At 60.7% G+C, this 25,193-nt stretch carries 24 protein-coding genes; 13 read left to right on the top strand and 11 right to left on the bottom strand.

All coding sequences use genetic code 11. The features are described 5' to 3' along the window. Positions 1-4 precede the first annotated feature (4 nt). From nuoL to ACK5NW_RS09910, 6 genes are read left to right on the top strand one after another with little or no spacing between them, the layout of a single operon-like run. The gene (nuoL, locus tag ACK5NW_RS09935; protein ID WP_416927569.1) at positions 5-2,029 is read left to right on the top strand and encodes an NADH-quinone oxidoreductase subunit L; all 2,025 of its coding nucleotides are present in this window, start codon (positions 5-7) and stop codon (positions 2,027-2,029) included. 19 nt (positions 2,030-2,048) lie between these two features. Next, entirely contained in the window at positions 2,049-3,524 is a 1,476-nt protein-coding gene (locus ACK5NW_RS09930) for an NADH-quinone oxidoreductase subunit M (RefSeq protein ID WP_416927567.1), read from the top strand. A 12-nt stretch (positions 3,525-3,536) separates the two neighbouring features. Next, positions 3,537-5,027 carry an NADH-quinone oxidoreductase subunit NuoN gene (nuoN, locus tag ACK5NW_RS09925; RefSeq protein ID WP_416927565.1) on the top strand — a complete coding sequence of 497 codons (1,491 nt, stop codon included), beginning with the start codon at positions 3,537-3,539 and terminating at the stop codon, positions 5,025-5,027. Positions 5,028-5,041: 14 nt separating this feature from the next. Beyond that, positions 5,042-5,344, top strand: coding sequence for a DUF2818 family protein (locus tag ACK5NW_RS09920; RefSeq protein ID WP_416927563.1), 303 nt, complete (start codon positions 5,042-5,044; stop codon positions 5,342-5,344). Between the two features lie 29 nt (positions 5,345-5,373). Further along, on the top strand, positions 5,374-5,952 hold the full coding sequence (locus ACK5NW_RS09915) for an NUDIX domain-containing protein (protein ID WP_416927561.1): 579 nt from the start codon (positions 5,374-5,376) through the stop codon (positions 5,950-5,952). Beyond that, positions 5,949-6,440 (top strand): DUF1178 family protein, encoded by a 492-nt coding sequence (locus tag ACK5NW_RS09910; protein ID WP_416927559.1) that lies wholly within the window; start codon positions 5,949-5,951, stop codon positions 6,438-6,440. Before ACK5NW_RS09915 ends, ACK5NW_RS09910 begins: the two co-directional genes overlap by 4 nt. An 88-nt stretch (positions 6,441-6,528) precedes the next feature. Here the strand turns inward: ACK5NW_RS09910 and fnr are convergent, their stop codons facing one another. Further along, a complete protein-coding gene (gene fnr / locus ACK5NW_RS09905; RefSeq protein WP_416927557.1) occupies positions 6,529-7,248 on the bottom strand; it encodes a fumarate/nitrate reduction transcriptional regulator Fnr in 720 nt (239 codons plus the stop codon). Positions 7,249-7,491: 243 nt separating this feature from the next. Between fnr and hemN the strand changes: the two genes are divergently transcribed. After that, on the top strand, positions 7,492-8,874 hold the full coding sequence (gene hemN, locus ACK5NW_RS09900) for an oxygen-independent coproporphyrinogen III oxidase (RefSeq protein ID WP_416927555.1): 1,383 nt from the start codon (positions 7,492-7,494) through the stop codon (positions 8,872-8,874). After that, positions 8,874-9,563: a sulfite exporter TauE/SafE family protein gene (locus ACK5NW_RS09895; protein WP_416927553.1), complete on the top strand. Its 690-nt coding sequence runs from the start codon at positions 8,874-8,876 to the stop codon at positions 9,561-9,563. The genes hemN and ACK5NW_RS09895 overlap by 1 nt, the downstream gene beginning before the upstream one ends. 116 nt (positions 9,564-9,679) lie before the next feature. Here ACK5NW_RS09895 and ACK5NW_RS09890 read toward each other — a convergent pair whose 3' ends face one another. The 8 genes from ACK5NW_RS09890 to ACK5NW_RS09855 all read right to left on the bottom strand — a co-directional run bounded on the left by ACK5NW_RS09890 (position 9,680) and on the right by ACK5NW_RS09855 (position 16,567). After that, a complete protein-coding gene (locus ACK5NW_RS09890) occupies positions 9,680-9,880 on the bottom strand; it encodes a hemin uptake protein HemP (RefSeq protein WP_416927551.1) in 201 nt (66 codons plus the stop codon). A gap of 19 nt (positions 9,881-9,899) precedes the next feature. Further along, a complete protein-coding gene (locus ACK5NW_RS09885) occupies positions 9,900-10,322 on the bottom strand; it encodes an ExbD/TolR family protein (protein ID WP_416927549.1) in 423 nt (140 codons plus the stop codon). Positions 10,323-10,328: 6 nt separating this feature from the next. Further along, positions 10,329-11,048, bottom strand: coding sequence for a MotA/TolQ/ExbB proton channel family protein (locus ACK5NW_RS09880; RefSeq protein ID WP_416927547.1), 720 nt, complete (start codon positions 11,046-11,048; stop codon positions 10,329-10,331). Between the two features lie 7 nt (positions 11,049-11,055). Continuing rightward, positions 11,056-11,796 carry an energy transducer TonB gene (locus tag ACK5NW_RS09875; RefSeq protein ID WP_416927545.1) on the bottom strand — a complete coding sequence of 247 codons (741 nt, stop codon included), beginning with the start codon at positions 11,794-11,796 and terminating at the stop codon, positions 11,056-11,058. 153 nt (positions 11,797-11,949) lie between these two features. Then, a complete protein-coding gene (locus tag ACK5NW_RS09870; RefSeq protein WP_416927543.1) occupies positions 11,950-12,174 on the bottom strand; it encodes a (2Fe-2S)-binding protein in 225 nt (74 codons plus the stop codon). A 106-nt stretch (positions 12,175-12,280) separates the two neighbouring features. Beyond that, positions 12,281-13,429, bottom strand: a complete 1,149-nt coding sequence (locus ACK5NW_RS09865) for an alpha-hydroxy acid oxidase (RefSeq protein ID WP_416927541.1) — start codon at positions 13,427-13,429, stop codon at positions 12,281-12,283. Positions 13,430-13,588: 159 nt separating this feature from the next. After that, positions 13,589-14,278 carry a Fe2+-dependent dioxygenase gene (locus ACK5NW_RS09860; RefSeq protein ID WP_416927539.1) on the bottom strand — a complete coding sequence of 230 codons (690 nt, stop codon included), beginning with the start codon at positions 14,276-14,278 and terminating at the stop codon, positions 13,589-13,591. An 18-nt stretch (positions 14,279-14,296) separates the two neighbouring features. After that, complete coding sequence (locus tag ACK5NW_RS09855) at positions 14,297-16,567, bottom strand: TonB-dependent receptor (RefSeq protein ID WP_416927537.1); 2,271 nt, start codon at positions 16,565-16,567, stop codon at positions 14,297-14,299. A 303-nt stretch (positions 16,568-16,870) separates the two neighbouring features. Here ACK5NW_RS09855 and ACK5NW_RS09850 point away from each other — a divergent pair, with 303 nt between their 5' ends. The 3 genes from ACK5NW_RS09850 (at position 16,871) to ACK5NW_RS09840 (ending at position 19,635) form a co-directional block, all read left to right on the top strand. Then, positions 16,871-17,899 carry an ABC transporter substrate-binding protein gene (locus ACK5NW_RS09850; RefSeq protein ID WP_416927535.1) on the top strand — a complete coding sequence of 343 codons (1,029 nt, stop codon included), beginning with the start codon at positions 16,871-16,873 and terminating at the stop codon, positions 17,897-17,899. A 99-nt stretch (positions 17,900-17,998) separates the two neighbouring features. Beyond that, positions 17,999-18,847 carry an ABC transporter ATP-binding protein gene (locus ACK5NW_RS09845; protein WP_416927533.1) on the top strand — a complete coding sequence of 283 codons (849 nt, stop codon included), beginning with the start codon at positions 17,999-18,001 and terminating at the stop codon, positions 18,845-18,847. Continuing rightward, positions 18,844-19,635, top strand: coding sequence for an ABC transporter permease (locus tag ACK5NW_RS09840; RefSeq protein ID WP_416927531.1), 792 nt, complete (start codon positions 18,844-18,846; stop codon positions 19,633-19,635). Before ACK5NW_RS09845 ends, ACK5NW_RS09840 begins: the two co-directional genes overlap by 4 nt. Positions 19,636-19,745: 110 nt before the next feature. On the opposite strand, the gene bfr is transcribed toward ACK5NW_RS09840, so the two are convergent. Both bfr and ubiM read right to left on the bottom strand, forming a co-directional pair. After that, positions 19,746-20,222, bottom strand: coding sequence for a bacterioferritin (gene bfr / locus ACK5NW_RS09835; RefSeq protein WP_416927529.1), 477 nt, complete (start codon positions 20,220-20,222; stop codon positions 19,746-19,748). Positions 20,223-20,404: 182 nt separating this feature from the next. Next, positions 20,405-21,616: a 5-demethoxyubiquinol-8 5-hydroxylase UbiM gene (ubiM, locus tag ACK5NW_RS09830; protein WP_416927527.1), complete on the bottom strand. Its 1,212-nt coding sequence runs from the start codon at positions 21,614-21,616 to the stop codon at positions 20,405-20,407. 325 nt (positions 21,617-21,941) lie between these two features. On the opposite strand from ubiM, the gene ACK5NW_RS09825 reads away from it, so the two are divergent. Together ACK5NW_RS09825 and ACK5NW_RS09820 are read left to right on the top strand one after the other, a co-directional pair. Continuing rightward, positions 21,942-24,464, top strand: a complete 2,523-nt coding sequence (locus ACK5NW_RS09825) for an ABC transporter permease (RefSeq protein ID WP_416927525.1) — start codon at positions 21,942-21,944, stop codon at positions 24,462-24,464. A 93-nt stretch (positions 24,465-24,557) separates the two neighbouring features. Continuing rightward, positions 24,558-24,959: a hypothetical protein gene (locus ACK5NW_RS09820; protein ID WP_416927523.1), complete on the top strand. Its 402-nt coding sequence runs from the start codon at positions 24,558-24,560 to the stop codon at positions 24,957-24,959. Positions 24,960-25,193 lie beyond the last annotated feature (234 nt).

Below are 25,193 nucleotides of genomic sequence, written 5' to 3'. Positions count from 1 at the left end.
AGTCATGAGTCAATCCTTTTCGGCTGCCACTTTGCTGGCGGTGCCTTTGGCACCTTTGACGGGTTCATTGTTTGCGGGTATTTTGGGCACAGCTTTTGGCGGCAATCGCATTGGCCGGGTAGCGTCGCATACCGCCACCATTGGTGGCGTGCTGATTGCTTTTTTGCTGTCGGCTTTTGTGCTCAAAAACGTCGTCGCCAACGGGGCCTATTTCAATCAAACCATTTATGAATGGATGATCATTGGTAATCTGAAGATGGAGGTTGGTTTTCTGGTCGATAGTCTGACGGCGACCATGATGTGCGTAGTGACCTTTGTGTCATTGATGGTGCATATTTACACCATTGGCTATATGGCTGATGACGCGGGTTACAACCGCTTTTTCTCTTACATCTCGCTGTTCACGTTTTCGATGTTGATGCTCGTCATGAGCAACAACTTCTTGCAGCTATTCTTCGGATGGGAAGCCGTGGGGCTGGTGTCTTATTTGCTGATCGGTTTTTGGTTCAACAAGCCCACGGCTATTTTTGCCAATATGAAGGCATTTTTGGTCAATCGTGTCGGAGATTTTGGATTTATCCTGGGCATCGGCCTGATCGTCGCGTTTGCCGGAACACTGAATTACAACGAGGCATTTGCCAAATCGGGTGAATTGGCTGGGCTGATGCTTCCGGGCACCAACTGGATGCTGGTCACGGTGATCTGCATTGGCTTGTTTATTGGGGCCATGGGTAAGTCGGCCCAAGTGCCCTTGCATGTTTGGCTGCCGGACTCGATGGAAGGCCCGACGCCGATTTCTGCGTTGATTCACGCTGCCACCATGGTCACAGCGGGTATTTTCATGGTGGCGCGCATGTCGCCGTTGTTTGAGCTGTCCGACGCTGCGCTGAACTTCATTTTGGTGGTAGGTGCCATCACGGCCTTGTTCATGGGTTTTTTGGGCATTATTCAAAACGATATCAAACGGGTGGTGGCTTACTCCACACTGTCTCAACTGGGTTATATGACGGTGGCGTTGGGGGCCTCTGCCTATTCGGTGGCTGTTTTTCACTTGATGACGCACGCGTTTTTCAAAGCCTTGCTGTTTCTGGCTGCGGGGTCGGTCATCATCGGTATGCACCACAATCAGGATATTCGCTGGATGGGCGGTGTACGCAAATACATGCCGATCACGTGGCTGACTTTCTTGCTGGGTTCTTTGGCCTTGATTGGCATGCCGTTTTTTGCGGGTTTTTACTCCAAAGACGCCATCATTGAGGCCGTACACGCCAGCAATTTACCGGGTGCCGGTTTTGCCTATTTCTGTGTGTTGGCGGGTGTTTTCGTCACGGCGTTTTACTCGTTCCGGCTGTATTTCCTGGTGTTCCACGGCAAGGAGCGCTACGACCAGAATCCGGATGCGCACCATGACGACCATCATCATGATGGACATGGTCACGATGCCAAGCCGCACGAATCGCCTGCCGTGGTCTGGGTGCCGCTGGTTTTGCTGGCCATTCCTTCGGTGGTCATTGGTGCTATCGCATTGATGCCCATGTTGTTCAGTGGCTTTTTCAACAACGTCATTTTTGTCGATGCGGCGCGGCATCCTGCCATGGCTGAACTGGCTGAAGCCATTCATGGCTGGTGGGCCATGGCGTTGCACGGCTTCATGGCACCGCCGTTCTGGCTGGCGGTGGCAGGGGTGGCGTTGTCGTATTACCTGTACATGGTCAATCCTGGTTTGCCGCAACGTATCCAAAATGTTTTCCAGCCGGTCTACAAAATGCTTGACCAGAAGTACTACATGGATTGGATCTACGAGAACATCTTTGCGCGCGGTGCTGTATGGCTTGGCACGGGGTTGTGGAAAGGTGGTGATCGCGCGCTGATTGATGGTGCGGTGGTCAATGGCTCATGGAAGCTGGTGGGCTGGGTGTCCGGCGTGGTGCGGCGGTTGCAAACCGGTTTTTTGTACCACTATGCGCTGGTCATGATTTTGGGTGTATTCGTGCTGATGACGTATTTCGTCGTCTTCTACGGCAAGTAATGAAGAGCAGGATAAAAACATGGGTTGGTTGAGTCTTGCCATCTGGACGCCGATTATTTTCGGCGTGGTGCTACTGACGCTGGGCCGGGACGGTCAGGCAGTGTTGGTGCGTTGGATCGCGCTGTTGGGGGCAGTGGTCAGCTTTTTGATCACGCTGCCGCTGTACACCGGCTTTCGCCTCGATACCGCGCAAATGCAGTTCGTTGAAAAGACGTCCTGGATTTCACGCTTCAACGTTAATTACCACCTCGGGGTGGATGGTATTTCGCTGTGGTTCGTGTTGCTGACTGCGTTTATCACCGTCATCGTGGTGATCGCTGGCTGGGAAGTGATTCAGCGTCGCGTCAACCAGTACATGGCCGCTTTCCTGATTTTGTCGGGGCTGATGATTGGCGTGTTTTCTGCATTGGACGGCGTGCTGTTCTATGTGTTTTTTGAGGCCACCTTGATACCGATGTATTTGATCATCGGTATCTGGGGTGGGCCTAACAAGATTTATGCGGCGTTCAAATTCTTTTTGTACACGCTGCTGGGTTCATTGCTGACGCTGGTGGCTTTCATTTACATGTACACCATCTCAGGGGGCAGCTTCGATATCCTGACTTGGCACAACACGCCGATTGGCGACACGGCGCAGACCTTGCTGTTCTTCGCCTTGTTTGCCGCGTTTGCGGTCAAGGTGCCCATGTGGCCGGTGCACACTTGGTTGCCCGATGTGCACGTGGAGGCACCGACCGGCGGCTCTGCTGTGCTGGCGGCCATCATGCTGAAGCTGGGCGCTTACGGTTTCTTGCGCTTTTCGCTGCCCATTCTGCCGGATGCATCGCGCGAATGGGCCACGCTGATGATTGTGCTGTCGCTGATTGCCGTCATTTATGTGGGGTTGGTCGCGCTGGTGCAGCAGGACATGAAAAAGCTGGTGGCGTACTCGTCCGTGGCGCACATGGGCTTTGTCACGCTGGGCTTTTTCATCTTCAATCCGCTGGGCATTTCGGGTGGTTTGGTGCAGATGATTGCGCACGGCTTTGTGTCTGGTGCCATGTTCTTGTGCATTGGCGTGCTGTACGACCGGGTGCACTCGCGCGATATTGCGGCGTATGGCGGCGTGGTGAACACCATGCCCAGATTTGCCGCGTTTGCCCTGCTGTTTTCGTTTGCCAATTGCGGCATGCCGGGCACTGCCGGTTTTGTCGGCGAGTGGATGGTGATTCTGGGGGCCGTTGAATTCAACTTCTGGATTGGCCTGCTGGCTGCCACAGCCTTGATTTCAGGCGCGGCTTACACCTTGTGGATGTTCAAGCGGGTGTATTTTGGTGCCGTGGCCAATGACGAGGTGCGCCAGTTGTCTGACATCAATAGCCGCGAGTTCGTGATGCTGGCGGTGTTGGCCGTGGCTGTGTTGTGGATGGGACTGTATCCCAAACCCGTGACTGATGTCATGGATGCATCGGTGACCAATCTGGTCAAGCAAGTGGCTGTATCCAAGCTGAATTGAGGGCGTGAGGACATGATTGACAAATTCAGTTGGATGGCCATTTACCCGGAGATACTGCTCCTGGTCATGGCCTGTGTGATTGCCTTGATGGATTTGATGGACCACAGCCGTCGTCGCATGCCTGCGTATGTGCTGTCGGTGATGACGCTGGCCGTGCTGGCGGTGTTGACGGGCTATTACGCAAGCAGTGGACAGACAATTTACGGCTTTGGCGGCATGGTGGTCAGTGACCCGATGGCCAACTGGCTCAAGTGCTTTGCAGCCATTGCGGTGCTGCTGACCTGCATCTATGGTCGCAGCTATGTCACGGATCGCGACATGCTGCGCGGTGGTGAATGGTATGTGCTGAGTCTGCTGTCGCTGCTGGGCTCGTACGTCATGATTTCAGCCAACAATTTCCTGCTCATTTATCTGGGTCTGGAATGCCTCACCCTGGCTGGATACGCCATGGTGGCCTTGCGACGTGACCATGTGGTTGCCGTTGAAGCGGCTATGAAATACTTTGTTCTGGGTGCCATGGCCTCCGGTTTTTTGCTGTACGGCATGTCCATGTTGTACGGAGCCACGGGCACGCTGGACATTACCGGCGTGCTCAAAGCAGTGTCGTCTGGGCAAATCAACCAGCAGATACTGGTGTTTGGAGTGGTGTTTGTGGTGGCTGGCTTGGCTTTCAAGTTTGGTGCTGTGCCATTTCACATGTGGATTCCGGACGTGTATCAGGGCGCACCCACGGCGGTGACGCTAATGATTGGCAGCGCGCCCAAGCTGGCCGCTTTTGCGATGGCCATCCGCTTGCTGGCAGAAGGCTTGCTGCCCCTGGCGATTGACTGGCAACAGATGCTGGCGGTGCTGGCTGTGGCTTCACTATTGATCGGCAATCTGGCGGCCATTGCGCAGACCAACCTCAAGCGCATGCTGGCTTATTCAACCATTGCGCAGATGGGCTTTGTCATGCTGGGCTTGATGTCTGGTGTGGTCAACAACAGCGCCTTGGGCGCGGCCAATGCTTACAGCTCGGCCATGTTCTATATCGTGACCTACGTGCTGACCACGCTGGCCAGCTTCGGCATCATTTTGCTGCTGACACGCGAGGGTTTTGAGAGCGAGGAGATTGCCGATCTGGCGGGCCTGAACCAGCGCAGTCCGCTTTACGCCGGCATCATGGCGATCTGCCTGCTGTCTTTGGCCGGCATTCCACCGCTGGTGGGTTTTCAGGCCAAGCTGTCGGTGCTGCAAGCCTTGATCAGCACGGGTACCACGGCCCACATTGGTCTGGCGGTGTTCGCGGTGATGATGTCCCTGATCGGCGCGTTTTACTACATACGCGTCATCAAGGTGATGTATTTTGACGATCCGGTGGGCGTGCCCGAGCCGATTCGCGCACCACTGGATTTCCGTGCCGCGCTGTCGGTCAATGGCGCGTTGCTGTTGATTCTGGGCATGGTTCCAGGCGCTTTGATGACCTTGTGCGCCCGCGCCGTGGTGCAGATGCTGTCGACCTGAGCCTAGGCATCTGGATGTCGCAGACGGTCATTGTCTGGATATTGGTGATTTTGGCCTTGGTTGCGGCTAACTTGCCGTTTGTCAGCGAACGCCTGATGCTTGTGCTGCGCTTGCCCGACGCAGGCAAATCGCTGGCTTGGCGTTTGGCCGAACTGGTATTGTGGTATTTCATTGTCGGCGGCGTCGGCCTGGCTTTTGAGCAAAGCATTGGCCAGATTTATCCGCAAGGATGGGAGTTTTACGCCGTGACGGCCGCGTTGTTTCTGACGTTGGCCTTCCCTGGTTTTGTGTGGCGCTATCTGGCGCGTCGTGCATGATGCCCGGATATAACGATTTGACAGAGCAGATGTTGAGTCGCACTGAGCTGCTGCGCGGTGATTTCCTGCATGTCTTTCGCGACCAGGTGCGCCTGCCAGACGGTGCAACCGCTCAGCGCGAATATGTGGTGCATCCAGGTGCCGTCATGGTTGTGCCGCTGCTGTCCGTGTCGGATCGCGCTGCGCAGATTGTGCTGGAACGCCAGTACCGCTATCCGGTGCGACGCACCATCATTGAGTTTCCTGCGGGCAAGATTGATTCAGGCGAAGACACTTGGGTTTGCGCCCAGCGCGAGCTGCGCGAAGAAACCGGCTACATCGCCAGTGAATGGGCGCGCGCGGGCGTGCTGCACCCTGTGGTGGCGTATTCCACCGAATTCATCGAAGTTTGGTTTGCGCGCGGCCTGTCGGCCGGTGAGCGGCAGTTGGACGCTGGCGAATTTCTCGACGTGTTCAGTGCATCGTCTGAACAGTTGATGGACTGGTGCCGTACCGGCGAGGTGACCGACGCCAAAACCATGGTGGGTGCCCTGTGGCTGCAAAACTGGCTGCATGGCGCTTGGGCGCTGGATTGGCGTGCCGTGCAGTCTGAAGGTGGTGGTGCATGAAAGTGCTGGACCTGCGATGCAGCCACGGCCATACGTTTGAAGGCTGGTTTTCGTCGGAAGACGATTTTCAGGGCCAACTGACCGGAATGCTGCTGGAATGCCCACTGTGCGGTGACAAGTCGGTGGTCAAGTGCTTGAGCGCGCCGCGCCTGAATCTGAGCGGGGCTTCGGAAAGCGCAGGCACCGCGTTGGAGCATCCGGCACCATCTGCGCCACCTTCCGATACGCGCAACGACAGCAGTGTGGCGTCACTGCCGCCTGCTGCGCTGCAAGCGGCCTGGATGCACATGGTGCGCCGCGTGATGGCGCACACCGAAGATGTGGGCGAGCGCTTTGCCGAAGAGGCGCGCCGCATGCATTATGGCGAAACGGATGAGCGCGCCATCCGTGGCCAGGCCACGCTGGCGCAAACGGAAGATCTGCTGGACGAAGGCATTGAGGTCATGCCCTTGCCTTTGCCGGATGACTTCAAAGACCGGTTGCACTAACGGCAAAAGTTTAAAGTTTGCTGCGCATTTGACAGCTGCTTACGCTTTTTGCCTACGTTAAACGCCAAAATGATCGTGGTTGATCACGTCAATGGCAGGCCGGGGTGTTGACCAGGTTGTTCAGCGCTTGTGTTTCCAGAATGCGCACGTGACGTTGCTTGACCTCGATGATGCCGTCTTCAGCAAACTTGGAGAAGGTGCGGCTGACGGTTTCCAGCTTCAGACCCAGGTAGCTGCCGATTTCTTCGCGTGTCATGCGCAGCACCAGTTCAGACTGCGAAAAGCCGCGCGCGTGCAGGCGCTGCACCAGGTTGAGTAAAAACGCGGCCAGCCGCTCTTCGGCACGCATGCTGCCCAGCAGCAACATCACACCGTGCTCGCGCACGATTTCGCGGCTCATGATCTTGTGCACGTGCGACTGCAAGGCGGGTACTTCGCGCGACAGATCTTCAATGCGTTCGTAGGGCATGACGCAGACCTCGGCGTCTTCCAGCGCAATGGCGTCGCAACTGTGGCGGTCGCTCACAATGCCATCCAGGCCAATGACTTCGCCAGCCATTTGAAAGCCCGTCACCTGATCGCGCCCGTCTTCAATGGCGACGGTGGTTTTGAAGAATCCGGTGCGAATGGCATACAGGGCACTGAAGCGGTCGCCATTGGCAAACAGTGCCGTACCGCGCTTGATTTTGCGGCGCACGGCCACCAGATCGTCCAGTTTGTCGAGATCGCTGCCCGAAAGCCCTACGGGCATGCACAGCTCGCGAAGATTGCAGTTGGAGCAGGCGACTTTGATAGCGTGAAGAGACATATCCATCAATCAGCGGCATGCGCCGCTGCCTTAGCTTGATTGTAGGCCCAGCACGGGCCGCAGCTTGTCATTTTGACGTCAGACAATGTTTGAGCGGATTCGGGTGCCGGTCAGGGACAACACGGGTGCTGCGAATTCCATGACTTGATCGCAGTCAAGGACAATAAGGTCCCATCCCATCACATTAACGGCGGGGTGGATTTCAACCACCCACGATGCCAGCGCCACGATGCCAGCGCCACCATGCCCACAATTACCACTGAACTGCTGACCAAATTTGACGTGCCAGGGCCGCGCTACACGTCATACCCCACGGCTGACCGCTTTGTCGAGGCCTTTGGCGAGGCCGATTATTTGCAGGCGCTGGAGCAGCGCCGAGATGGCCCTGCGGCGTTGGCGCTGCCGCTGTCGCTGTATGTGCACATTCCGTTTTGCGAGTCGCTGTGCTATTACTGCGCGTGCAACAAGATCATTACCAAACACCATGATCGGGCCGCGCCCTATTTGCGCTATCTGGCGCGCGAGGTAGATCTGCACGTGCAACACATGGGGGCAGGGCACAGCGTCAGCCAGTTGCACCTGGGTGGTGGCACGCCCACTTTTTTGTCGGACGATGAACTGCGTGAGTTGATGGCCGTGCTGCGCCGCAGCTTTGATTTGGTGCCGGGCGGTGAATATTCGATCGAGGTTGACCCTCGCACCATCGACGAATCACGTTTGGCCACGCTGGCTGAACTGGGGTTCAACCGCCTGTCGTTTGGCGTGCAGGACTTTGATCCGCTGGTGCAAAAAGCCGTGCACCGCGTGCAGCCTGCCGAGCAGGTGTTTGCTCTGGTGGCGGCGGCGCGCAGGCTGGGTTTTGAATCGGTCAACGTTGATCTGATTTACGGCCTGCCCAAGCAAACGCCTGAGTCGTTCGACCGTACCCTGGCCCAGGTGGCCGAGTTGCGGCCTGACCGCATTGCGCTGTATGCCTATGCGCATTTGCCTGAGCGCTTCAAGCCCCAGCGCCGCATCATCGCCGTGGATTTGCCCGGCGCGGGCAACAAGGTGGCCATGTTGGCGCGCTCGCTGGCGGCGTTTGATGAGGCTGGTTATGTGTATGTGGGCATGGATCACTTTGCATTGCCGGACGACGCTTTGGCTGTGGCCAAGCGGCAAGGGCGACTGCACCGCAACTTCCAGGGCTACAGCACGCAGCCGGATTGCGACTTGATTGGCCTGGGTGTGTCGGCCATCGGCAAGATTGGGGCCACCTACAGTCAGAACGCCAAGACGCTGGCCGAATACCAGGATGCGCTCGACCAAGGCCATTTGCCAGTGGTGCGCGGCCTGGCCATCTCGCGCGATGATGTGCTGCGTCGTGCCGTCATCATGGCGCTGATGTGCCAGGGCGAGGTGCAGTTCGAACCCATTGAACTGGCGCACCTGATCGACTTCAAAACCTATTTTGCACCTGAGCTGGCGCAACTGCGCGCCATGCAAGAGCAGGGGCTGGTGCGGCTGACCGATACGGGTATCCAGGTCACTGCCACGGGCTGGTTCTTCGTGCGCGGCGTGGCCATGGTGTTCGACAAATACCTGCAAGCCGATCGCACGCGCACGCGGTTTTCTAAAATCATTTGATGAAAACTTCTCTGGCCCTGACCGCCCTGGCCATGGGGCTGGCGGGCGGGCCGCACTGCATTGCCATGTGCGGCGCAGCCTGTGCGGGCATTGGACAAGCTGCTGCACCGCGCAGCGGGCGGGCCATCGCGTTGTTTCAACTGGGGCGGCTGCTGGGCTATTCGGCGCTGGGGGCATTGGCAGCGGCCAGCATGCAAGGGTTGGGCTGGCTGACCGTGCAAAGTGCGGCGCTGCGTCCGGTTTGGACCATGGTGCACGTGGCGGCCGTGCTGCTGGGGCTGGTGCTGCTGATTCAGGCGCGCCAGCCGCTGTGGCTGGATTACGGTGCGCGTAGGGTGTGGGCGCGGGTGCGGGCGGCCACACAGTCGATGGGGCTGGTGGCACCGCTGGGGCTTGGCGTGGCCTGGGCTTTGCTGCCGTGCGGCTTGCTGTACATGGCGGTCACTACCGCGGCGTTGGCGGGCGATGCGGCATCAGGCGCAGCCATGATGGCGCTGTTTGCAATCGGCTCAGGGGTGTCGTTGTGGGCAGGGCCGTGGCTGCTGCTGCGGCTGGGCGGTGCAGCGGGTATGGGGTCGTGGGGCATGCGTCTGGCTGGACTGGCTTTGATGCTGACCTCGGCTTGGGGCTTGTGGATGGGCCTGGTGCACGACCAAGCACCTTGGTGCTTGGTGCCGGATGCGGCTTGAGTGCCGACGGCGGTCTGGTCTTATCAATTCCTGGGTTGAAAAAAATCCGCTGGCTAATTCCACGAGGGTGTGGCTTGCGGCAATACGCGCAGTGAGCGCGTCCCACGATGAAACTGCTATTTGGTCAGGATCAGTTTGCCCTGACGGGTATTTTGCAGGCGATAGATTTCGCCGTTGTGGTTGATCTCAATGGTCTTGCGGCCGCGCAGCAGTCGTTCGCTGGGCAGTGGCGCAGCCGCTGCTGAGGCCGCAGCATGTGCCGGCAAGCTGAGAGTGGGGCGTGCGGATGATGCAGTGCTGGGTTGTGCAACAGTCATGCGGTTGACCTCCGGGATTTCAAGGCGCGGCCGCTGGCGGCGGCTCGGTAATAAAGCCAATCTTGCGCAGGCCCGCCACTTGGGCGGCAGCCATGGCCTGGGCCACGCGTTCGTAGCGCACGTCTTTATCGCCGCGGATATGCAGATCGGGCTGAGGCTGTTTGGCCGACTCGGCCGCCAAGCGGGCGTCCAGAGCGTCGTCGCTGACGGGTTGATCGTCAATCCAGTAGCTGCCGTCAGATTGCACTGACAGGCGCACGGTTTCTGGTTTAAGAACTTCTTTTTCGTTGGTGGCCTTGGGCAGCTCCACATTGACGGCATGTTTCATCACCGGCACGGTGATGATGAAGATGATGAGCAGCACGAGCATGACGTCGATGAACGGGATCATGTTGATCTCGCCCAACACCTCGTCATGGTCGTCGGTGACGTATCCGGCCATGGCGCATTAACCCCGCTTCATCGACACCACGTTGCCATCGCCGCCAGAAGCGGCGGTGACGCGTGCGCCGGTGACGTAGAAGGCGTGCAGATCGTGCGCAAAGCGCCCCAGCTTGGACAGAATGTGCTTGTTGCCGCGCACCAGTGCGTTGTAGCCCAGCACGGCAGGAATGGCGGTGGCCAAGCCCAGCGCGGTCATGATCAGTGCCTCGCCAATTGGCCCGGCCACTTGATCCAGGCTGGCCTGGCCGACTGATCCAATGCGCATGAGGGCGTGATAAATGCCCCACACGGTGCCGAACAGGCCCACAAATGGCGCGGTGGAACCTACCGAAGCCAGAATGGCCAGACCGGTTTGCAGGTGGGTGACGGTTTGATCGGCGCTGCCTTGCAGGGCGCGCGAAATCCAGTCGCTCACGTCGAGCGAATCGTGCAGCTGCCCTTTGGTGGCGCGGTGATGGGCGGCCGCTTCTCGGCCTTGCACAGCCAGATCGCGGAACGGATTGGCATCAGCGGGCGTCAACTTGGACAAGCCTTCAGCCATGTCGGCCGAATGCCAGAAGCTTTCCACCTTGGCGGCCTGGCGTTTGGCGCGCACTACATCCAACGCCTTGATCAGGATCACGACCCACGAAATAAGAGACATCAGCACCAGGATGCTGAACACCGCGCGGGTGACCCAGTCGCCCTGTGCCCAGACATGCATCAGGCCAAAATTGCTGTTCATTGCTCACTCACTCCAAAACAAAATTAATCGGTACGTTGAACCACATGGCCTCAGGCACGCCGTTGCGCGTGCCAGGCACATAGCGCCAGCGGTCGCGCACGGTCTCCAGTGCGACTTGATCGAGGCGGTCAAAACCGCTGGAACGCTGCACGCGCGCCTCAATCGCCCGACCATCGGTGCCGATGTGCACGCGGATGATGACGCGGCCAGATTCGCCCAAACGGCGGCTCATGGACGGATAGGCTGGTTGCGGGTTGTTCAGATAGGCTGCTTTCGATGAAGGCATCACCATCACTGGAGGGGCAGGCGGTGCGGGTGGCGCTGGTGGTGCGGGCGGCGGCGGTACAGGCTCAGGCGGTGCGGGCGGCGCTGGCGGAGTGGCTGCGACCACCGGGGCCTCAGCGGGGGCTTCTGCGACAGCCAGCGGCTGTGGTGCTGGCACAGGCCGAGGCTTGGGCGCAGGTCGTGGCTTTGGGGTCACCCGTTGCCGCACGACGGGTTTGGGGGCAGGAGCCGGTGGCGGCGGAACCGGCACAGGCGGTGCGGGCGGTGCCGCAGGAGGCGGTGGCGGAGCCACCCATTCCACCAGAATCTGGGCAGGCACGATGGCTTCCAGTGCCGGACGCAGTAGACCCTGATTCAAGGCCCACAGCGCCGCGCCGTGAAACGCTACCACGCCGCCAATGATGACGACGTTGCGGCCCAAAAGCGGGTGACGCGGGGGAGCAGACAAAGTGGAAGCAGTCATTCTTTCAGCAAATCATCGGGGGAGCAGACCGTGCACTGTGGGCCGGTTCAGCTTGAAAGAGGGTGTTTGTATTCAGTCAGAAAAATCAACGACGCAAGGCCCAGGCGGCAGCGCACATGACCAAGGCCAGCGCGCCAACGACGGCCAGCATGCTCATGGATGCGCCCTGTCAGCGGCGCTGGACACGCCCGCATGGTGCAGCGCGGCCACCGGATGGCTGGTGTTGCACTGAGCCACCAGATCGCGTGCGCACGATTCGCAGCGGCCACAGCAGGTGGCCACGCCAAGCTCAAGCTGGATGTCGTCAAAGCCCATGCCCGAGTGCGCGTGACGCACGATGTCACGGTCAGAAACCCGGTTGCATACACAAACAATCATGGTGTGGCCTAGTCGTTGGAGGTCATCAAGAACGTGGCCTGATATTAAATGAGAATGATTTTTATTGGTTGCTTTTTAAATTGAAAATATCTATTTATTTTTGATTTCAATTGATATTTTGTTTGGGTGTATGGGTCAGCAAATCCGCTCCTGCCTCAGACAACTGGCGAATGCCTGCGAGGGCCATGGCCATTTCCAGCTCGTCGCGCAGCAGACGGATCATGTGGGCCACGCCTTGCGCGCCGCCTGCGACCAGGGCATGGGCCACGGGCCGTCCGATAAGTACGCCGCTGGCACCTAGGGCGCAGGCTTTCAGTACATCGGTGCCTCGGCGGATGCCGCCATCTACCAGCAGGGGCACAGTACCGTTCAGCGCCGCAGCAATGTGGGGCAATGCCACGGCAGTTGGTGGGGTGGTGTCCAGCGTGCGGCCACCGTGGTTGCTGACGATCAAGCCGGCTATCCCGAGTTGTGCGGCTTGCAAGGCATCGGCAGGGTGCAGCACGCCTTTGAGCCACAGCGGCAGGCGGGTGTGCGCTTGCAGCCAGGCCACGTCGTCCCAGGTGGGGGCCAGGGCGGGCAAACCAGCGCAATAGGCGTGCTGATCTGTGGTGTGCGGCTGTGCGGCTGTGCCATGGGCAGCGTGCACGCCGGTGGAGGCGGGCAAAGGGTGGCGTCGCTCTTGGTCGCGCACGCCTTGTACGGGGGCATCCACGGTCAGCACCAGGGCGTCGAAGCCTGCTGCTTCAGCGCGTTGCACCAAGGTCAGATTCTGTGCGCGGTCAGGCTGCCAATACAGTTGAAACCACAGCGGCCCGCGCTGCGTATCGGCCAGCACCAGGCGGGCGATGTCTTCCATCGGAACGCTGGATTGGGTGCTGAGGACAAAACCTGCCCCTTGCGCTGCTGCTGCCAGTGCGCTGGCCACTTCGCCATCAGGGTGGGCGAGGCGCTGCAAGGCCACCGGGGCCAGAAAAATCGGGTGGGCCATGGGCCGCCCGGCCACGGTGGTGGCGGTGTGCCCGCCGCGCAGAGCGCGCAGCACACGGGGCCAGAGGGTCAGTTGTTGCCACGCTTGTGCATTGGCGCGCAGTGTGTGTTCATCGCCTGCTCCGCCGTTGTAAAGCGCGTTCAGCGCGGGGGTGAAGCGCTCCCGCGCCAGTTTGGCGTAATCGGCCAGGTTGACGGGGGTTGTGGTGTGGTTGATCGGCGTCATGTTGGCTGGGCCAACCGCTGCAATGGCGGTGTTTCGCATGATGGACGGTGTATTAAGCCACCAAGGCGCTAATCGCCGCAGAGGAACGCCAAGCAGGCCAGGCCAGGATTGCCGTGGTCGGGGTTTCCTCGGCCACGGGCGATGCCCTTTTGAGGGAGAAGGCGAAACAGCGCGCAGCGCCTAGTGCCACGGGGGTGGTCAAGTATCAGCCCACAAGCGCAGCAAACGGTGGTAAGTGTCGGACAGGCGCAGGGTTTCGTCCGATTCGCCATGTCGCTGGCGCAGTTTGAGCAAGGCCATGTCCATATCGAACAGCAGGTGGCGTTGCTCTTCGGAGCGCACCATGCTTTCAATCCAGAAAAAACTCGCCAGCCGTTCGCCGCGCGTCACGGGCGTGACCTCGTGCAGTCGGTTGCCCGGGTACAGCACCGCATCGCCCGCGGCCAGCTTGATGCTTTGCGTGCCCAGCGTGTCCTGAATAACCAACTCGCCACCGTCGTAGCTGTCTGGCTCGGCCAGAAACACGGTGCACGACAGGTCGGTGCGCACCCACTGATCGGGCCGTTGGGAATGCAGCACCGCACCGTCGATGTGCGCCCCGTAATGTTGGCCGCTGTCGCTATAGCGGTTGAACAGGGGGTTGAAGATTTTTTTGGGCAGTGCGGCGGAAAACACCAGCGGATCGCGTCCCAGCGCGTCCAGCACCAGCGCTTGCAACTCGGGCAACACTGGGCAGTTTTGCGCCAGCTGCTGGTTGTGTTTGAACGTGACCGCCTGGCTGCCTGCGCTGCGCGCGCCGTCGTGCCAGATGGCCTCCGGTGCCAGAAGTCGTGCACGGATATGCGCGACTTCTTCGGGTGCCAGCAATTGGGGCAGCGTCAGCAGCATGGTGCGTATGCCGGTTGATCAGAACACGGCCTTGACCGTGAATTGCACCCGGCGCGGCGCACCTGGGGAATAAAAGCCGCGATACAGCGAGTCGGCATACAGCTTGTCGGTCAAGTTGGTGACGTTCAGGCGCAGCGTCAGGTGGTCGTTCAGCTCGTACTCGGCCATGGCATCGTAAGTGGCAAAGCCGGACGCCTTGGCGGCGCGGTTGCCTTCGGGGTACTGACTGCTGCGGTAGTTGATGCCAAAACCCAGGCGCAAGCGCGGGATGATGCGGTAGGTGGTCCACAGGCTGCCGCTGTGTCTGGGCGTCAGGCCCGGACGGTCGCCCTCGACTTGGGCACCGCCGCCGCTGGCGGCCAGTTGCTGGTTGCTGCGGTCGATTTTGGCGCTGGGAATCCAGGTGTGGTTCCAAAACATTTCCCAGGCCGGGGTGATGCGGCCAGCAGCGTTGAATTCCATGCCTGCGGCGTGGCGCTTGCCCGACAGCAGGAACTGCGTGGCAGCGCTGTCAGGGTCGGTGTTGCGTTCGTTGTATTTTTCTGAGTAAAACACCGCCACGCCGGTACTCAGACGTTTGTCGAACAAGTCCCATTTGCCGCCAATTTCAAAGTTGCGGCTTTTCTCGGGCGGTGTGTTCGACAGGTTGGCATTGGGGCTGCCGGGTGTGAACTGGTAGGTGTCGCCCGAGGTGTTGTACGAGGTGCCGAACGACACATAGTGCGACGCCCAGTCCGTGGGCTGCCACAGCGCGCCCACGCGCGGACTCCACAGCGTGTCGCCTTGCGAGAAGTGGCGCGCCGGGTTGACCGTGCCGTTGGGGGCGGCGCTCTCATAGGTGTCGTACTTGTTTTTGAAGTGATCCATGCGCACGCCACCCACCAGCTTGATGGTCGGGGTGATGGCCACCATGTCCTGCACATACAGGCCAAAGCTGCGCGCATCAAAGGTGTTGTAGTTGGGTTCACCCCGTTCGTCGGGGCGCCAGGCGTTGTTGTTGGGGTTGTCGACGGTGGTGGTCAGCCCGCTTTGCGATCCAGCAAAGCTGTTGTTGCGGCGCGCGTCTTCGTAGGTGTAGTCGACGCCCGCCATGATCAGGTGATCCATGCCCGCAATTTTGTGCATGCCCGAATAATCGCTTTGCACCTGGGTCAGCAGGCTGCGCCCCAGCCGTCCCTTGGGCGTGCGGGTGATGATGGTGCTGTCGCCCCAGTTGTCGATGGTGGTGCGATCGCCATTGGTGGTGCCAAAGCGGATCACGCTGCTCCACAGATCGCGTGCGTAGCGGCCATGTCGCAACTGGGTTTTAAGCTGCCCGCCGTGGTCAAAGCGGTGCGTGTGCGAGATGGTGGCGTAGGCGGCCGAGGTGTCCAGTTTGTCGCTGGCCAGGCCATAGAAGTTGCGCGCGGGCAAGGTGGTGCGAATGCGGCCATTTTCAATGAACCACGGGTGGCTGTAGCTGGAGCGACCGTCGATGTCCAGGTAATACGCGCCGACCGAAATTTCATCGCGCGTGCCAATGCCCCAGCGGTAAGTGGGCGCAATGCCCAGCTTGCTTTGCTTGGCCCCCCAGTTTTTGGCGTCGTGGGCCAGCACGTTCAGGCGAAAGGCTTCGTGCAGACCTGTTTTGAAGTTGAAGTCGCCATGCAGGCGCTTTTCGTCGCCCTGGCCCAGGGTCATTTCCACCTCGTGCTGATCCAGCAAAAAGGGCTGTTTGCTGACCTGGTTGACCACGCCGCCGGTCGAGCCTTTGCCAAACAGCATGGAGGCCGAGCCTTTGATGACCTCAACCCGGTCTTCGTTGAAAGTGTCGCGCTCATACAGAGCGCTGTCGCGCAGGCCGTCGCGGTAGATGTCACCGGCCTGCCCGAGCGAAAAGCCACGCAGGCGCACGTCTTCCTCGCCCGTCTCGCCTGCCTGAAAAGTCACGCCTGCCGTGGTGCGCAACACTTCGCGGAAGTCGTCCAGGTTGCGGTCATCGATGAGCTTTTCGGTCATCACCGTCACGCTTTGCGGGATGTCGCGCAGCTCTTGCTGGCCTTTTCCAATTTCAGTCTTGGTAGCTCGGTACTGGGTGGCGCTGGTGGTGGCCCCTTCGATGGCGGTGTCTTTGACCGTGACGGTGGGCAGCGTGGTGTTTTCTTGCGCCAAAGCGCCGGCATGGATCGATCCGGCCAGCAACATGGCACCCAGGGGCAACACGGTGGGGCGGATGGCGGCGGCTGAATGCGTTGCCGAGCACGACGCATCACGGTAGACAAGCGAAGAAGTGAAAACGCCAGATGACATGGCAGACAGCCCCCTGATAAAAGACGAAGAAGAGGATGGACTGGCTACCGCCTGAGGACACGCCGAGAAGGGCGAGTCTTGAAATTCAGGCTTGGCTGGTGCAAAGAAAAGTAAAGGGAGTGTATTTGCAAATACAAATGAATTGCGATTATTCTCTGTATGACGTTGCATTTTTGTAACAATGACCGGTGCGGGAGGCACCTGTCTCTGGTGCGCCAATCGCCATGTGAATCGTCATGCGCTTTGGGTGTGGCTTTGCTAAAGTCGCCGGTTCCCTAGTTTGAATACATTTGGAGACATCTCATGCGCCGTACTGTTTTGAAGTCTTTGCTGGCCGCACCGGCGGCCGTGGCCTTGCCGGGTTTGGTTTGGGCGCAGGCCAAGCCTGAAAAATCCAAGCTCACCGTCGCTGTGGGCGGCAAGAATCTGTTTTATTACCTGCCGCTCACGGTGGCCGAGCAACTGGGCTACTTCAAGGCCGAAGGGCTGGAGGTGGAAATTCCTGACTTTGCAGGCGGCTCCAAAGCCTTGCAGGCGCTGGTGGGCGGCAGTGCTGATGTGGTGTCGGGCGCTTACGAGCACACCATCAACATGCAGGCCAAGCGCCAGCCGATTCAGTCCATCGTGCTGCAAGGCCGCGCACCGCAAATCGTGCTGGCGGCGTCCACCAAAACCATGCCAGGCTTCAAGTCAATCGCTGATTTGAAAGGCAAGAAAATTGGTGTGACCGCACCCGGCTCGTCCACCGCCATGATGGCCAGCTACGTGCTGGCCAAGGCGGGCATCAAGCCCACTGACGTGTCGTTCATCGGCGTGGGCGCGTCCAGCGGGGCCATTACGGCGGTCAAATCGGGGCAGGTGGACGCCATTGCCAACCTGGATCCGGTCATCACCATGCTGGAGCGCGATCAGCTCATCAAAATCATCTCCGACACCCGCACCCTGAAAGACACGCAGGCGGTGTACGGCGGCCCCATGCCCGCAGCTTGCCTGTACACGCCGGTCAAGTTTGTGCAGGAAAACCCAGCCACCTGCCAGGCGCTGGCCAACGTCATGGTGCGGGCGTTGCGCTGGCTGCAAAAAGCGGGGCCGTCCGAGATTGTGAAAACCGTGCCCGAGTCATTCTTGCTGGGCGACCGTTCGCTCTATCTGGCTGCCTGGGAGCGCGTGCGTGAAGCTATTTCGCCCGACGGCCTCATGCCCGAAGCTGGCCCGGCCACCGCACTGCGCGTGCTGCAAACCTTTGACGACAAGCTCAAGACCGCCAAGATTGACTTGGGCCAGACGGCGACCAACAGCTTCGCCAAGAAGGCCGCTGCCAAGTACGCCTGAATTGGGCGGCACAGCCTGCATGCATGCCCGATAGCGCTTGAGTGATTCAAAATTGATGGCTATTAGCGCTTGTATTTCTAGCGTTGAAGGCGATTTTTAATGCCAAACTCCAACCCAAAACCAGCGCTGGATTTGCAGGACATCACCTGCATTTTCACCAGCCGTGACGCCCCCGGCCAGCGCTACACGGCGGTGCAAAGCGCCAGTCTGGCAGTGGCTCCAGGCGAATTTGTCTCGGTCGTTGGCCCTACGGGCTGCGGCAAAAGCACGCTGCTGAACGTGGGCGCGGGCTTGCTGGCCCCGTCCAGCGGGCGGGTCGAGGTGTTTGGCCAGCCGCTGGAAGGGCTGAACCGCCGCGCGGGCTACATGTTTCAGACCGAATCGCTGATGCCCTGGAAAACCGCGCTGGACAACGTGACCGCCGGTTTGGTGTTCCGCGATACGCCACCTGCCGAGGCCGACCGCCTGGGCCGTGCCTGGCTGGCGCGGGTGGGGCTGGCGGGCTTTGAAGACCGTTATCCGCATCAACTGTCGGGTGGCATGCGCAAGCGCGTGGCGATGGCGCAAACGCTGATCCTCGATCCCGACATCATTTTGATGGATGAGCCGTTTTCAGCGCTCGATATTCAGACCCGCCAGTTGATGGAAAACGAGCTGCTCGACCTGTGGGCCGCCCCGTCGGCCAGCGGCTCCGATCAGGGCAGGGCGGTGCTGTTCATCACCCATGATCTGGATGAGGCGATTGCCCTGTCTGACCGCGTGGTGGTGCTGTCGGCCGGGCCTGCCACACGGCTCATTGGTGAATTTGTGATCGACCTGCCGCGCCCACGCAATGTGGCTGAAATTCGTGATCAGGCGCGCTTTGTGCAGTTGCACGCGCAAATTTGGGCTGTGCTGCGCGACGAAGTGCTCAAGGGCTACGACCAGCAAAAAAGGAAGGCCGCATGAACCCGCACACGAGCCATGGCCTGATGCGCGTGTGGCAACTGGGCCTGCTGGCGGTGATTTTGCTGGTGTGGCATTTTTCGTCCAACGCTTCCGACAACGTGGCCTTTTTCTTTGGCAAGCCACTGGAAGTGGGCGAGCGCCTGTGGCGCTGGTTCATCACCGACGCCGATATCTACAAACACCTGGGTGTGACCTTGCTGGAGACGCTGCTGGCCTTTGCCATCGGCACCTTGCTGGGCTTGGGTGTGGGCTTGTGGCTGGCGCTGACGCCATTCGCATCGGCTGTGCTCGATCCGTATCTGAAAGCGGCCAACGCCATGCCGCGCGTCATCCTGGCCCCCATCTTTGCCATGTGGTTTGGCTTGGGCATCTGGTCGAAGGTGGCGCTGGCGGTGACGCTGGTGTTTTTCATCGTGTTTTTCAACGTCTACCAGGGTGTGCGCGAAGTCAGTCCGGTGGTGCTGGCCAACGCCCGCATGCTGGGGGCCAACGCACGCCAGTTGATGCGCCATGTGTACGTGCCCAGCGCCATGAGCTGGGTGTTTTCCAGTCTGCACAGCTCGGTCGGGCTGGCTTTTGTGGGCGCGGTGGTGGGCGAATACCTAGGTTCGGCCAGCGGCGTGGGTTACCTGATCTTGCAGGCCGAAGGCAGCTTTGACATCAACACCGTGTTTGCCGGTATCGTCCTGCTGACGGTGTTTGCGCTGGTGCTGGACGGCCTGGTGGGCGTGGCTGAACGCCACCTGATGAAGTGGCGGCCCAGCAGCGGACAGACCGAAAAACTGTGAATATCTGCCACAGCCCGGCTTGGGCAGCAAGGCGGGCCAATGGTTATTTTACTACTGAATATATAGCTAATAACGCTTAGTGGGTGGGCGTTATAGGCTGATTTTACATCTTAATCCTGCTCGCCCATCTGGCTTTGCAAGTAGTTCGGCAGCCCCACTTTATCGACCAGGGCGATTTGCGTTTCCAAGTGGTCGATGTGCTCTTCAGTGTCTTGCAGAATGTCTTCCAAAAGATCGCGCGAGACGTAATCGCGCACCTTCTCGCAATGGGTGATGCCCTCTTTCAGCGTGGCTTGTGAGGCGGTTTCCAGCACCAGATCGCATTGCAAAATTTCGGCCACGTCTTCGCCAATGCGCAGCTTGCCCAGGTCTTGCAGGTTGGGCAGGCCATCGAGCATGAAAATGCGGTCCATCAGGCGATCGGCGTGCTTCATCTCGCCAATCGACTCTTTGTATTCCACCTTGGCCATGCGCTCCAGTCCCCAGTTGTCGAGCATGCGGTAGTGAACGAAATACTGATTGATCGCGGTCAGCTCGTTTTTGAGCTGGGCTTGCAAATGCTGGATAACCTGGGTATCACCTTGCATGTTTTTCTCCTTGGGGGCGGTATGTGTGATTGCGGGCGATTTTATGTAGCACCTGGGGTGAACCCAAACGTGAGGACATTAGAAATACGAGTGATTGGTTTTTTCGCAGGATTTCAATATAAAAATGCAGTCTGTACCAGTGTTGTAGGCTATATTAATAATAGCAAAATGGCTCAACCCACTCAATGCCCTCCGGCCAGCGATGCGGCTACGATGCGTTTGAACGGTGTGACGCGTTCGGCCACGCGCAGCGCGGCTTCGCGCAGCAGACGGGCGGGGGGTGATTCTGCGGTGTAAAGTTGGGCGATCAGGCGTGTGGCTTCGTACAGCGGGCGTGTGGCAAGCCGGTGCTGGCGTTGGTAGCGGGCCAGCAGGTCGGTTGTGGCGATGTCGTGGCCGCTGGCATGCGCTTGTCGCAGCAGGCCGGACAGTGTTTCTACGCCAGCCAAACCAAAGTTGAAGCCGTGTGCCGTGACCGGGTGCATGCCCACGGCGGCATCGCCCACGCAGGCCAGGCGCTGGGCCACCAGTCGGTGCGGATACACGCCCACCAGCGGGTAGGCGTGGCGTGTGCTGGCCAGTTGCATGGCCCCCAGGCGATGACCAAAGCGGCGCGCCATGTCGGCACCAAAGGCGGCTTCATCCAATGCCAGCATGGCGTCGATCTGCTGGTGCGGCAGCGTCAGCACGGCCGAGGCGCGGTGGGCACCGGTGGCCGGGTCGTCGTTCATGGGCAGCAGGGCCAGGGTTTGGCCGTGGCCAAACCATTCCCAGGCCACGTGTTCGTGGTCTGCCTCGTGCGTCATTTGGCAGACCAGCATGGTGCGGCCAAAGTCGTGTTGGCTGGCACCAATGCCCACGGCGCGCCGGGTGTTGGAAAAGCGGCTGTCGGCGGCAATCAGCAGGCGCGCGGTGTGGGCGCTGCCATCGGCCAGGGTGATGTGCGCGGCATCGGGTTGCACGCGCGCTTGGCGGACAGGCTGGCTGGTGAACCAGTGCACGTCGCCGTGGGTGCGGGTGGCCTCTTGCGCGGCGTCCCAGGCGGCGCGGCGGATCAGGTGGTTGGACACCAGCCAGCCCAGTTCGCTGCGCCGGGTCAGCGTGTGGCTGATGCGCATGGTGTGGGGCGATGCGCCGTTGAGTACCTGGGCATCGCGCAGCGGCGACAGTGCGGCGGGGTCGGTCTGCTCGATGCGCTGCCACAGCCCGAGTTGCCGCAGTGTGGCGGCTGAGCGCTGGGTGAGTGCAATCTCGCGCCCATCGAAGGCTGGCTCGCGCAGCGCAGAGTCAGGCTGCTGCTCGACCACGCCGATGGTCAAACCGTGGCCCGACAGCGCGCGAGTCATGCACAAACCGGCTGGGCCAGCCCCCAGAATCAGCAGATCGAAGTTCATGGCCCGGCAGGCTAGCAGGGGCGGGCCGATGGGTGGTTGATGACGATCAAAGTTGCGGATGGTCAGCCCCGCTGACCGGGTGATGCAGTGAACGCGCCGCTGGCTATCAAACAGGCTGTAGCGCCTGTGTGTATGGCGTATCAAGCTATTGAAATCGTAGTTTTAATGCCTTGGTGCCATGCGCCACTGAGCGCTGCCGCTGGCCGCAGTACCCACAATTTTCTTGTGGTTGAAGGTGGGTTGAAGGCGGGTTGCAGACGGATTGCGGCGGCTGTGTGACGCTGCCGTTCAGCGCCGGACGGCGGCTTTGCGTACAGTCGCTGGTATGAACGTATCAATCTGGACTTTGGGCTGGCGTAATTTGTGGCGCGATGTGCGCTCGGGCGAGTTGCGCATGTTGATGGTGGCCGTGACGCTGGCGGTGGCGGCGCTGACGGCGGTGGGCTTTTTCTCTGACCGGCTGCAAGGCGGCTTGCAGCGCGATGCGCGCCAGTTGCTGGGCGGCGATGCGGTGGTGGTCAGCGACACGCTGCCCGATCCGCAATGGGCCGAGCAGGCACGCCAGCAGGGCTTGCAAACGGCGCTGACATTGAGCTTTCCGACCATGGGCCGCGCCAGCGATGCGCAAGGCGGTGGCACGCGCCTGGTGTCGCTGAAGGCGGTGGAAGCGGGCTACCCGCTGCGCGGTCAGTTGCGGCTGGCACACAACGCGCAAGACTCTACCGGTGCGCCCACGCGCGATATTCCCGCGCCCGGCCAAGTGTGGGTCGATCCCGCCTTGCTGGAAGCGCTGGCGCTGCGTGTGGACGACACCTTGCTGCTGGGCGACAGCGCCTTGCGCATCAGCCAGTTGATTGCGCTGGAGCCTGACCGCGGGTCGGGCTTCATGAGCTTTGCGCCGCGCGTGCTGATGAACGCGGCCGATCTGCCCGCCACCGGCCTGGTGCAGCCGGCCAGCCGCATCACCTGGCGGCTGGCGGTGGCGGGCGCGCAGCCCGCCGTGGCGCGCTACACCGCGTGGGTGAAAGAGGCGCTGGACAAGCCCGGCGTGCAAGGCGTGCGGCTGGAGTCGCTGGACAGCGGCCGCCCCGAGATGCGCACCACGCTTGATCGGGCCGAGAAATTTTTGAACCTGGTAGCGCTGCTGGCGGCGCTGCTGTCGGCCGTGGCGGTAGCGCTGGCCGCGCGCGGGTTTGCTGCGCGCCATCTGGACGACTGCGCCATGCTGCGCGTGCTGGGCTTGCCGCAGCGGCGCATTGCCGCCGCCTATGCGGTTGAGTTTGTACTGGTCGGCCTGGTGGCTAGCGCTGTGGGCGTGCTGGCCGGTTATGCGGTGCACCACGTGTTTGTGTGGCTGCTGGCAGGGCTGGTGGATGCCACCTTGCCCGCCCCCAGCGTGTGGCCGGTGCTGTTTGGCTTGGGTATTGGCTTGACCTTGCTGGTGGCCTTTGGTCTGCCGCCGGTGTTGCAACTGGCGCAGGTGCCGCCGCTGCGGGTCATTCGGCGCGATGTGGGGCAGCTCAGGCCCGCCTCGCTGGCGGTGCTGGCGCTGGGTGTGGCCGGGTTTGCGGCCTTGTTGCTGGCCGTCAGCTCTGACCTGACGCTGGGGCTGATTGCCGTGGGCGGCTTTGCCGGTGCGGTGGCGCTGTTTGCGCTGCTGTCGTGGGGGGCGGTGAAAGGACTGCGCCGCCTGGTCAACGAGCAAACCGCACCGCGCTGGCTGGTGCTGGCCACGCGGCAAATGTCGGCTCGTCCGGCGTATGCGGTGGTGCAGGTCAGCAGTCTGGCGGTGGGCTTGCTGGCGCTGGTGCTGCTGGTGCTGCTGCGCACCGATCTGGTCGATAGCTGGCGCGCGGCCACCCCGCCCGATGCGCCCAACCGTTTTGTCATCAACGTCATGCCCGACCAGGGCGATGCGTTTCGCGCCGCCTTGCAAGACGCGGGCGTCACCCGGCCGGACTGGTACCCCATGTTTCGTGGGCGGTTGGTGGCCATCAACGACAAAGAAGTGGTGTTGGCCGATTACCCTGAAGGCCGCGCGCAGCGCCTGCTGGACCGCGAATTCAACCTCTCGCACGCGGCCGAGCAGCCCCCGCACAACGAGGTGGTGGCGGGCCGCTGGCAGGCCGACGAGCCAGGTGCCATCAGCATCGAAGAAGGCTTGGCCGAAGCACTCGATCTGAAGCTGGGGGACACCCTGCGCTTTGACGTGGCGGGCATGCTGGTCGAAGCACGCATCACCTCGCTGCGCAAGGTCGATTGGTCGTCGATGCGCGTCAATTTCTTCGCCATGTTTCCGCTGGCGGCCATGCCTGAGATGCCGATCACCTACATCGCCGCTTACCGTGCGCCTGAGCAGGCAGGTTTTGACCATGCGCTGGTGCGCCAGTTTCCCAACATCACCAACGTGGACATGAGCAGCACCATCGCCCAGGTGCAGCGCGTGCTCGATCAGGTGATTCGCGCGGTGGAATTTTTGTTTGGCTTTACGCTGGCGGCAGGGCTGATCGTGCTGTTTGCCGCCGTCACCGCCACACGCGAAGAGCGCGCGCGCGAATTCGCCATCATGCGCGCCGTGGGGGCGGGCAGCCGTTTGCTGGGCAGCGTGCAGCGGGTGGAACTGGCGGGCGTGGGCCTGCTGGCCGGGGTGCTGGCCAGCGTGGTGGCCATGGCCGTGGGCTGGGCCATGGCGCGCTATGCGTTCGACTTTGACTGGAGCGCCTCGCCCTGGGTGCCGCTGGTGGGGGGCGCAGCCGGTGCGGCGCTGGCGCTGGCAGCGGGCTGGTGGGGCTTGCGCGATGTGTTGCGCCGTCCGGTGGTGGACACGCTGCGCCGCGCGGCGGAGTAAGGCCAGGGCATGGCGGTATGTTCGATACAAGCTTGGTGTACGCAGGCATGGCGCTTTCAGCGACTGAACTTGCAGCGCGCCCATGTCGCTCGCATGATCCGCGCCGCACAGGGTGCTGTGATGATGGTGGCGCTGACGGCGTGCGCCCATGCACCCGCGCCTGATCTGACGCCTGAGCAAGCCCGCGCTGAAGAGCGCGATCGTGGCTACGCCGTGTATATCCGTGCCTTGCTGCTGGCGTGCACGCAGCGCTTTCCAGCGCATGCAGACAAGTTCACCGCCGAGTGGGCGCAGATCAAGCGTGATGCGATGCCATCGACCCAGCGTTATCTGAATTCGCTCGGCTTTCAGTTTGCAGACATGGCCCGCCAGGCCGCACCTGAAGACTGGTCAAGTTTCAGCCCCGCTGCGCAGGAACTGTACGAAGGCATGTGCCAAAACGTGCTGAAAGAATCGTTGACCGCTGCACCGGATGACCGGGGCGCAGCGCCATGAATCACGCGATGCAGACGTGTTGATGGGCAATGCCGCCTTGGTGTGCTGGCATTGAACAATCACTCGCGGCACCCGCTTGTGGCCGGGGTGGTTGCGGTTGTTTGGGTGGCTTGGCTAGGGAAGGTCTGCACAACCCCCGCTGCAGGGCGAGGTGACGCGTGAATGTTCACATGGCGAAACGAGCGTTGAATTTCTCATCGTTTTGCGCTGTTTTTGGTTCGCTTGACCCTGATT

The sequence above is a fragment of the Ottowia sp. genome (assembly GCF_047975795.1).
Lineage (GTDB): Bacteria > Pseudomonadota > Gammaproteobacteria > Burkholderiales > Burkholderiaceae_C > Ottowia.
The sequence above is the reverse complement of the archived record's forward strand: the minus strand, read 5'-3'. Positions and strand labels throughout refer to the sequence as shown.

Coding starts and splice junctions, on each gene's coding strand:
- nuoL (WP_416927569.1), top strand. CDS start 5: ATGAGTCAATCCTTTTCGGCTGCCACTTTGCTGGCGGTGCCTTTGGCA.
- ACK5NW_RS09930 (WP_416927567.1), top strand. CDS start 2,049: ATGGGTTGGTTGAGTCTTGCCATCTGGACGCCGATTATTTTCGGCGTG.
- nuoN (WP_416927565.1), top strand. CDS start 3,537: ATGATTGACAAATTCAGTTGGATGGCCATTTACCCGGAGATACTGCTC.
- ACK5NW_RS09920 (WP_416927563.1), top strand. CDS start 5,042: ATGTCGCAGACGGTCATTGTCTGGATATTGGTGATTTTGGCCTTGGTT.
- ACK5NW_RS09915 (WP_416927561.1), top strand. CDS start 5,374: ATGTTGAGTCGCACTGAGCTGCTGCGCGGTGATTTCCTGCATGTCTTT.
- ACK5NW_RS09910 (WP_416927559.1), top strand. CDS start 5,949: ATGAAAGTGCTGGACCTGCGATGCAGCCACGGCCATACGTTTGAAGGC.
- fnr (WP_416927557.1), bottom strand. CDS start 7,248: ATGTCTCTTCACGCTATCAAAGTCGCCTGCTCCAACTGCAATCTTCGC.
- hemN (WP_416927555.1), top strand. CDS start 7,492: ATGCCCACAATTACCACTGAACTGCTGACCAAATTTGACGTGCCAGGG.
- ACK5NW_RS09895 (WP_416927553.1), top strand. CDS start 8,874: ATGAAAACTTCTCTGGCCCTGACCGCCCTGGCCATGGGGCTGGCGGGC.
- ACK5NW_RS09890 (WP_416927551.1), bottom strand. CDS start 9,880: ATGACTGTTGCACAACCCAGCACTGCATCATCCGCACGCCCCACTCTC.
- ACK5NW_RS09885 (WP_416927549.1), bottom strand. CDS start 10,322: ATGGCCGGATACGTCACCGACGACCATGACGAGGTGTTGGGCGAGATC.
- ACK5NW_RS09880 (WP_416927547.1), bottom strand. CDS start 11,048: ATGAACAGCAATTTTGGCCTGATGCATGTCTGGGCACAGGGCGACTGG.
- ACK5NW_RS09875 (WP_416927545.1), bottom strand. CDS start 11,796: ATGACTGCTTCCACTTTGTCTGCTCCCCCGCGTCACCCGCTTTTGGGC.
- ACK5NW_RS09870 (WP_416927543.1), bottom strand. CDS start 12,174: ATGATTGTTTGTGTATGCAACCGGGTTTCTGACCGTGACATCGTGCGT.
- ACK5NW_RS09865 (WP_416927541.1), bottom strand. CDS start 13,429: ATGCGAAACACCGCCATTGCAGCGGTTGGCCCAGCCAACATGACGCCG.
- ACK5NW_RS09860 (WP_416927539.1), bottom strand. CDS start 14,278: ATGCTGCTGACGCTGCCCCAATTGCTGGCACCCGAAGAAGTCGCGCAT.
- ACK5NW_RS09855 (WP_416927537.1), bottom strand. CDS start 16,567: ATGTCATCTGGCGTTTTCACTTCTTCGCTTGTCTACCGTGATGCGTCG.
- ACK5NW_RS09850 (WP_416927535.1), top strand. CDS start 16,871: ATGCGCCGTACTGTTTTGAAGTCTTTGCTGGCCGCACCGGCGGCCGTG.
- ACK5NW_RS09845 (WP_416927533.1), top strand. CDS start 17,999: ATGCCAAACTCCAACCCAAAACCAGCGCTGGATTTGCAGGACATCACC.
- ACK5NW_RS09840 (WP_416927531.1), top strand. CDS start 18,844: ATGAACCCGCACACGAGCCATGGCCTGATGCGCGTGTGGCAACTGGGC.
- bfr (WP_416927529.1), bottom strand. CDS start 20,222: ATGCAAGGTGATACCCAGGTTATCCAGCATTTGCAAGCCCAGCTCAAA.
- ubiM (WP_416927527.1), bottom strand. CDS start 21,616: ATGAACTTCGATCTGCTGATTCTGGGGGCTGGCCCAGCCGGTTTGTGC.
- ACK5NW_RS09825 (WP_416927525.1), top strand. CDS start 21,942: ATGAACGTATCAATCTGGACTTTGGGCTGGCGTAATTTGTGGCGCGAT.
- ACK5NW_RS09820 (WP_416927523.1), top strand. CDS start 24,558: ATGATCCGCGCCGCACAGGGTGCTGTGATGATGGTGGCGCTGACGGCG.